Below are 6,169 nucleotides of genomic sequence, written 5' to 3' on the forward strand. Positions count from 1 at the left end.
GTGACTAGTCAGTGTTAGAACGGCCTGACAACGACCAAAATTACGATAGCCAGCAATAGCAGAACCGGTACTTCATTGAACCAGCGATAAAAGACATGGCTGCGGGTGTTCTCGCCACGGGCGAAGCGCTTCACTTGCGCGCCGCACATGTGGTGATAACCGATCAGGATCACCACCAGGGTCAGCTTGGCGTGCATCCAGCCACCCTGGCCGAAGTAGGCGCTGGGGTTGAGGCTGATCAGCCAGATGCCGAAGATCAGCGTCGCGATCATCGCCGGGCCCATGATGAAGCGGTACAGCTTGCGCTCCATCAGGCAGAAGCGTTCGCGGCTGACGTTGTCTTCGCTTTGGGCGTGATAGACGAACAGGCGTGGCAGGTAGAACAGGCCGGCAAACCAGCAGACCACGCTGACGATATGAAAGGCTTTGAGCCATAGATAGAGCATTTTTAGTTATTCCCAGATTCACGGTTGCGAGGATAGTAGAGGGTAGAGCGGCCGCACGTCACCTTGACGGTTGTCGCAGGGGCGCGCCGCCCCTATTATCGGCAGCTTTCCAGTGGGTTCGTTGAGGGCAGGTTTATGGTCAAGGTCGGTATCGTCGGCGGCACGGGTTACACCGGTGTCGAACTGCTGCGTCTGTTGGCACAGCATCCGCAAGCGCGAGTGGAGGTCATCACTTCGCGATCCGAAGCCGGCCTGGCCGTCGCCGACATGTACCCCAACCTGCGCGGTCACTATGACGGACTGGCCTTTAGCGTGCCGGACATCGCGACCCTGGGGGCCTGCGATGTGGTGTTCTTCGCCACGCCTCACGGGGTGGCCCATGCCCTGGCCGGGGAATTGCTGGCGGCGGGAACCAAGGTCATCGACCTGTCGGCGGACTTCCGTCTGCAGGACGCCGATGAGTGGGCCAAGTGGTACGGCCAGCCCCACGGCGCTCCCGAACTGCTGGAGGAGGCGGTCTACGGGTTGCCTGAAGTCAATCGCGAGCAGATCAAGCAGGCTCGGCTGATCGCTGTTCCGGGCTGCTATCCAACCGCCACCCAGCTGGGCTTCCTGCCGCTGCTGGAAGCGGGTCTTGCTGATGCGTCCCGTCTGATCGCCGACTGCAAGTCAGGTGTCAGTGGTGCCGGCCGCGGTGCCAGCGTGGGTTCGTTGTATTCGGAAACCTCTGAAAGCATGAAGGCCTACGCGGTCAAAGGGCATCGTCACTTGCCGGAAATCCGCCAGGGCTTGCGGCGGGCGGCGGGCAAGGATGTGGGTCTGACCTTCGTTCCGCATTTGACCCCGATGATTCGTGGTATTCACTCGACGCTCTACTCGACCGTGGTGGACCGTTCGGTTGATTTGCAGGCGTTGTTCGAGAAGCGTTATGCCAATGAGCCTTTTGTCGATGTGATGCCCGCGGGCAGTCATCCTGAAACCCGCAGCGTGCGTGGCGCCAACGTGTGTCGGATCGCCGTGCATCGTCCGCAGGACGGTGATCTGGTGGTGGTGCTGTCGGTCATCGACAACCTGGTCAAGGGCGCTTCTGGCCAGGCGGTGCAAAACCTCAACATTCTCTTTGGCCTGGATGAGCGTCTGGGTCTGTCTCACGCGGGCATGCTGCCTTAGGGCCGTTTTAGCGTTGAACAGAAAGGCCCGTCTGACGGGCCTTTCTGCGTTATGCGGGTAGCTGTACGACTATTGATATACCGTAACAATAGTTGACCGCTTTTCTAGGAGAAGCGGATAATGCGCGTCATTACGCAGTATGGCGGCTTAACGCCGGGAGATAGTCAGCATGAGCGTTGAATCCTTCACCCCCACGGCTTTGCAATTCACTCAAGGTGCAGCGCACAAGGTGAAGACCCTGGTCGACGAAGAGGGTAATGATCGCTTGAAGCTGCGCGTATTCGTTACGGGCGGCGGTTGTTCGGGGTTTCAGTACGGTTTCACTTTTGATGAGGAAGTGGCCGAGGATGACACCATCGTTGAGCGCGAGGGTGTGAGCCTGGTCGTGGACCCCATGAGTTTCCAGTACCTGGCCGGTGCCGAGGTGGACTATCAGGAAGGTCTGGAAGGTTCGCGTTTCGTGATCAAAAACCCCAATGCCACCACTACCTGTGGTTGCGGGTCATCGTTTTCGATCTGATCGGTCACTCAAAGCCGTTCGACTAGCGCCGCAGGGTCTGACGATCCTGCGGCGTTTTGCTGTCTGCTGTTCAAGCAGGGTAGATGGCGCCCAGTATGCGCAGGCCGCGGGCGCCGGTAACGCTGGGGCGGTTGGCGGCAATGCCTTCCATGCAGCAATGGGCCAGCCAGGCGAAGGCCATGGCTTCGACCCAGTCGGGGTCCACGCCATAGGCAGCGGTGCTGCTGACCCGAGTCTCGGGCAGTAGTGCCGCGAGGCGCTGCATCAGGGCGCTGTTGTGGGCGCCACCGCCACAGACCAGAAGCTCCTGGGTGTCGCTTTGTGCCGCTTGCAGCGACTGAACGATGGTCAGGGCGGTCAGTTCCAGCAGAGTGGCTTGCACATCTTCGGCGGGAAGCGGAGGGTGCTGCGCCAGCTGCCGTTGCAGCCACTGTAGATTGAATACCTCGCGCCCAGTGCTCTTCGGCCCCAGGGTGGCGAAGAACGGGTCGCTGAGCAGGGTTGTCAACAAGGCCTGGTCGAGTTGGCCGCTGGCGGCCCACTGACCGTTGCGGTCAAAGGTTTCTGCGCGTTGATCCTGTATCCAGGCATCGAGCAGCACATTGCCTGGGCCGCAATCGAAGCCGGTCACCGGCTTGTCTGTCTCGATCAGGCTCAGGTTGCTGAAGCCACCAATGTTCAGAACCGCGCGGCTTCCTGGGCGTCGCTCAAACAGGGCTTCGTGGAAGGCCGGGACCAGTGGTGCACCTTGGCCGCCGGCGGCTACATCGCGACTGCGAAAGTCACTGACGACGCTGATGCCGGTGAGTTCGGCGAGTAGTGCTGGATTGCCGATCTGCACAGTAAAACCACGGCTCGGTTCATGACGTACTGTCTGACCGTGACTGCCGATGGCGCGAATGTCCTGAGCCTGCAGTTGTTGCTGTTGCAGAAGGCTATGAATGCCCTGGGCCGCCAGCTTGACCCACTGCTGCTGGGCGATGGCGGAGCGGGCAATCTCGTCAGGGCCGCTGGCGCACAAGCTCAACAGCTCGGCGCGCAGGGTTTCTGGCATGGGGATGTAGTGGGTGGCGATCAATCTGATCGCCGGATCCTGCTCGATCAGGGCGATGTCCAGGCCATCCAGGCTGGTTCCGGACATGACTCCTATATAGAGCGCCATGATTCAGCGCTTGCTCGAGGCCAGCATCGTGGCCTTTTCCTGCTCCATTCGAGCCATCAGAGGCTGGCTCTGCTGGAGGAAGCGAGCACGTTCAGCCTTGGCAATCGGATCGGCCATTGGCAGCTTCTGGCCCAGCGGGTCTACGTGGACGCCGTTGACCTGAAACTCGTAATGCAAGTGTGGGCCGGTGGACAGGCCTGTGGTGCCGATATAGCCAATGACCTGACCCTGCTTCACCGAGCCGCCGGTCTTGACGCCTTTGGCGAAGCCTTGCATGTGGCCGTACAGCGTGCGGTAGGTATTGCCGTGCTGGATGATCACGGTGTTGCCGTAACCGCCGCGGCGACCTGCGAGCAGGACCTTGCCGTCGCCGGCCGCTTTGATGGGGGTGCCCCGTGGAGCGGCATAGTCGACGCCCTTGTGAGCGCGGATCTTGTTCAGGATCGGATGTTTACGCCCCATGGAGAAGCGTGAGCTGATGCGGGCAAAGTCCACTGGCGTACGGATAAACGCCTTGCGCATGCTGTTGCCGTCTGCGGTGTAGTAGCTGCTTGAGCCTTGTTTGTTGGTGTAGCGCACTGCGGTGTAGGTTTTGCCACGGTTGGTGAAGCGCGCGGAGAGGATATTGCCGGTCCCGACCACTTTGCCGTTGGCGACTTTCTGTTCGTAGATCACGTCAAACTCGTCACCCTGGCGAATGTCCTGAGCGAAGTCGATGTCGTAGCCGAAAATGCTCGCCATATCCATGGTCAGGCTATGGGACAGGCCGGCGCGGGCGGCGGACTGTGAAAGCGAACTGTTGATCACGCCGTGAACGTAGGCTGAGCGCACTACTGGCTTGGTGATCACTCGGTTGAAGGTAAAGCCTTTGGGGCCTTTGGTCAGCGTGATGGTTTCCAGGTCGCTGACTTTGGTGTGCAGGTTGTTCAGTTGGCCGTCTGGAGTCAGTTCGAACTCCAGTTTCTGGCCATGTTTGAGCTGGGAGAACTGCTTGGCTTGCTTGTCGCTGGCCAGTATTTCGTGCACCGAGGTAACGGGCAGGCCAACCTTTTCGAACAGAGTTGACAGGGTGTCGCCCTTGGTGACTGTGACTTCTCTATGACCCGGGGCTTTTGCTTCTTCCGCGACGGCAGGCGCAGGCGTGTTTTCTGCGGTTTCCGTGGTGTCTTCTGAGGTGTTTTCGATCTGTGCGAAAGGTGAGGCTACTGCTTCAGTTGTGGCTTGTTCCGTGGATGCAGCGTCTTGATCTTGTGTGAGTTGCTCGATCGGGCTTTCCAGATCAAGGCTCAATGTGGTTTTTTTGGCTTCAACATCACTGGAAGGGAATACCAGTAGAGCCAGACTTAGAAGGGCTGCTATGCCGCTTGCGGCGAGCAGGTGGCTCTTCGGATAAAGCGGTGGCGCTTTAGACGGTTCGGTGGTCATAGGTAATTTGACTTTGAAAAGATGAAATGGAAAAGATGAATGACATGATGAAGATGAAATAACTGTATAAAATATAACCAAATCATCTGTGACGCAAGCGCACGGACACTCTGTTCTCTGAATGCTCCCGTATGCCGGGCAAAACTTGTAATTAGTCCGTGATCTTGTATGGTTGGTTCCCTTTTGAATCTGAGCCTTGCGGGTCTGTTATGAAGTCGGTTGAAGAGCAGCTAGCGCTGATCAAGCGTGGTGCGGAAGAGTTGTTGGTCGAGTCCGAGTTGATCGAGAAGCTCAAGCGTGGCGTGCCGCTGCGTATCAAGGCCGGCTTCGATCCGACTGCGCCGGATTTGCACCTTGGGCATACCGTGCTTATCAACAAGCTGCGTCAGTTCCAGGATCTGGGTCACCAAGTGATCTTCCTGATTGGCGACTTTACCGGGATGATCGGTGATCCGAGCGGTAAGAGTGCCACTCGTCCGCCGCTGACTCGCGAGCAGGTTCTGGAAAATGCCGAGACCTATAAAAGCCAGGTCTTCAAGATTCTTGATCCAGCCAAGACTGAGGTGGCTTTCAACTCGACGTGGATGGACAAGATGGGGCCGGCGGACTTTATTCGTCTGACTTCCCAATACACCGTTGCGCGGATGCTTGAGCGCGATGACTTCGACAAGCGCTATTCAACTAATCAGCCGATTGCTATCCATGAGTTTTTGTATCCGCTTGTCCAGGGCTATGACTCGGTTGCGCTGCGTGCTGATGTCGAGCTGGGCGGTACCGACCAGAAGTTCAACCTGTTGATGGGGCGTGAACTGCAGCGCGGTTATGGTCAAGAGGCGCAGTGCATTCTGACCATGCCGTTGCTTGAGGGGTTGGATGGGGTCAAAAAGATGTCCAAGTCCTTGGGTAACTATGTAGGTATCCAGGAGGCGCCGGGGGTTATGTACGGCAAACTGGTTTCCATTCCTGATGCATTGATGTGGCGCTATTTTGAGCTGCTCAGCTTCCGCTCTATGGAAGAGATCGATGCGTTGCGCGCTGATGTCGAGGCGGGTGCGAATCCGCGTGATATCAAGATTAAGCTGGCTGAGGAAATCGTTGCGCGCTTCCATGGTGAAGAGGCGGCTGCAAGTGCGCATCGCGCTGCGGGCAATCGGATGAAAGATGGCGAGCTGCCTGAGGATCTGCCGGAGATCGAGCTGACCGCTGCTGAGGATATGCCGATTGCTGCTGTCCTTAATAAGGCCGGGCTGGTTAAGAACGCCGCAGTGGCGCGTGACCTTCTCGGTTCTGGTGGTGTGCGCGTGGATGGCGAAGTTGTTGATCGCTCCTATATATATGCATTGGGCGCGACGCATGTGTGCCAGGCAGGCAAGAAGGCGTTTGCGCGCATCACGCTTAAATCCGAATAAAGCAGAAAATAGGTGTTGACGGCGAATTATATGTCTC

General features: G+C 58.0%; 6 protein-coding genes. 3 read left to right on the forward strand and 3 right to left on the reverse strand.

What is annotated here, in order from left to right:
* Positions 1-14: 14 nt before the first annotated feature.
* Positions 15-446, reverse strand: coding sequence for a protoporphyrinogen oxidase HemJ (gene hemJ, locus GGI48_RS18530; RefSeq protein WP_016963738.1), 432 nt, complete (start codon positions 444-446; stop codon positions 15-17).
* Positions 447-581: 135 nt separating this feature from the next.
* On the opposite strand from hemJ, the gene argC reads away from it, so the two are divergent.
* Positions 582-1,616: an N-acetyl-gamma-glutamyl-phosphate reductase gene (gene argC, locus GGI48_RS18535; protein ID WP_047306330.1), complete on the forward strand. Its 1,035-nt coding sequence runs from the start codon at positions 582-584 to the stop codon at positions 1,614-1,616.
* Between the two features lie 169 nt (positions 1,617-1,785).
* Positions 1,786-2,136, forward strand: a complete 351-nt coding sequence (gene erpA / locus GGI48_RS18540; RefSeq protein ID WP_011063789.1) for an iron-sulfur cluster insertion protein ErpA — start codon at positions 1,786-1,788, stop codon at positions 2,134-2,136.
* A 70-nt stretch (positions 2,137-2,206) separates the two neighbouring features.
* Here the strand turns inward: erpA and GGI48_RS18545 are convergent, their stop codons facing one another.
* Both GGI48_RS18545 and GGI48_RS18550 read right to left on the reverse strand, forming a co-directional pair.
* Complete coding sequence (locus GGI48_RS18545) at positions 2,207-3,298, reverse strand: anhydro-N-acetylmuramic acid kinase (RefSeq protein WP_179599511.1); 1,092 nt, start codon at positions 3,296-3,298, stop codon at positions 2,207-2,209.
* Positions 3,299-3,301: 3 nt separating this feature from the next.
* Positions 3,302-4,723 (reverse strand): peptidoglycan DD-metalloendopeptidase family protein, encoded by a 1,422-nt coding sequence (locus tag GGI48_RS18550; RefSeq protein ID WP_179599513.1) that lies wholly within the window; start codon positions 4,721-4,723, stop codon positions 3,302-3,304.
* A gap of 209 nt (positions 4,724-4,932) precedes the next feature.
* Between GGI48_RS18550 and tyrS the strand changes: the two genes are divergently transcribed.
* Positions 4,933-6,132, forward strand: a complete 1,200-nt coding sequence (gene tyrS, locus GGI48_RS18555; protein ID WP_016963735.1) for a tyrosine--tRNA ligase — start codon at positions 4,933-4,935, stop codon at positions 6,130-6,132.
* The last annotated feature ends 37 nt before the right edge of the window (positions 6,133-6,169 follow it).

The organism is Pseudomonas protegens (assembly GCF_013407925.2).
Classification (GTDB): domain Bacteria; phylum Pseudomonadota; class Gammaproteobacteria; order Pseudomonadales; family Pseudomonadaceae; genus Aquipseudomonas; species Aquipseudomonas fluorescens_AP.